Source organism: Streptomyces sp. NPDC001339 (assembly GCF_042895955.1).
Classification (GTDB): Bacteria; Actinomycetota; Actinomycetes; order Streptomycetales; family Streptomycetaceae; genus Streptomyces.
This window is the reverse complement of the sequence record NZ_JBIAWT010000033.1, coordinates 1-1,426: the sequence shown is the minus strand read 5'-3', so window position 1 is coordinate 1,426 and position 1,426 is coordinate 1. Positions and strand designations below refer to the sequence as shown.

1 protein-coding gene is annotated in these 1,426 nt (G+C 65.7%); it reads right to left on the bottom strand.

All coding sequences use genetic code 11. The annotated features are described in order from the left end of the window. Positions 1 to 66 precede the first annotated feature (66 nt). Positions 67 to 1,287, bottom strand: coding sequence for an RNA-guided endonuclease InsQ/TnpB family protein (locus ACFY12_RS35595; protein WP_390720137.1), 1,221 nt, complete (start codon positions 1,285 to 1,287; stop codon positions 67 to 69). Positions 1,288 to 1,426 lie beyond the last annotated feature (139 nt).

Below are 1,426 nucleotides of genomic sequence, written 5' to 3'. Positions count from 1 at the left end.
TTGAAACCTCCCCTCCCTGAAGGGAGGGGATTCCTCACCCTCCAGGGCTGATCGAGGATTTCTAGCTCAGGCCGCCATCGGGGGCAGCGCCCCCGATGGTCTTACGCCCTCAGCGCTAGCCGGGTTGAGACCAGCCCGGACCAGCATCACGCGGGCGGAGTTCTTGTCCCGAGGCGAGACAACTCCACACGCGGTGCAGGTATACGTTCGTTCTGAGAGAGGTAGTGCGTGCTTGGTTCTCGCTCCGCACTGCGCACAGTCCATCGTGGTGTGCGCGGGGTGTACCAGGTGCACGGTCCGGCCGTGCTTGCGGCCCATCTCGACCAAGGCCGCCTTGGTGGCGCCGATCGCCGCGTCTGCTGCTTTGCGGGCCATGGTGGTCTTGGCGAGGAACTTCGGGCGGAAGTCCTCCACTGCCAGGGCATCATGGTCGCGGACGACCTTCTTGGCCCACTTGCGGGCGGTGTCCTGGCGCTGCCGGGCCACCTTCTTATGCAGCTTGGCTGTCTGCTGCTTCGCTTCGCGGTAGCCCTTCGATCCGGGCTGCCCGCGCTCGGGCTTCCTGCGCGCCATCATCTGCTGGTAGCGGGCGAGCTTCTGCGCGGCCGTCTTCCCGCACTGGGCATGGGGAAGGTCGTGGGCATCACTGGTGGTGGTCGCGGTCTCCTTTACGCCCCAGTCGATCCCGATCACACGCCCCGTCGATGGGAACGGTTCGGTCTCGGCCGGGACAACGAAGGACGCATACCACGCGCCGGTGGAGTCCTGGTAGACGCGGACGCTGGACGGGTCGGCCGGAAGATTCCGCGACCACACCACCGTCAACGCGATGCCGCCCGCCAGGCGCAGCTTCCCGTCTTTCAGCCGGAAGCCACGCCGGGTGTAGTTGAGGCTAGGCAGCGCTTCGCGCTTCTTCTTCCACTTCGGCATCCCGGCCCGCTGCCGCAACGGCAGACGCTCCCGAATGTCCTTCTGTGCCTTGGCGCGGGACTTGCCGAAGTCGCGTATCAACTGCTGCTGCGGAACCGAGCTGCCTTCACGCAGCCACTCTGTGGACCTGCGGGCCTCGGTCAGCATCTTGTCGAGCTGCGCCGGGCCGCAGGTCTGCTTCTCTCCGGTGGCCTTGTTGTGCAGATGCACGGCCTTGGACTTGGCAACAGCCTCGTTCCAGATCCACCGGCACCGGCCCCACTCCGCCTCAAGGGCGGTACGGGCCGTGGACGACACGCGAAGCCGGAACGTCCACCGGGCATGTTCGGCATTCTCCGTTGTCGCCGCGGTCGTCATGCATCACAACCTATCTGGGAGGACTGACGGTTGAGAACAATCGATCTTGATGGGCTTCCTCGCCCCGCACTGGGGTGGACACCGAATCGCCCTGACGGCGATTCGGCTACCTCTGCCCTGCTCCGCAGGAGTCCGATTC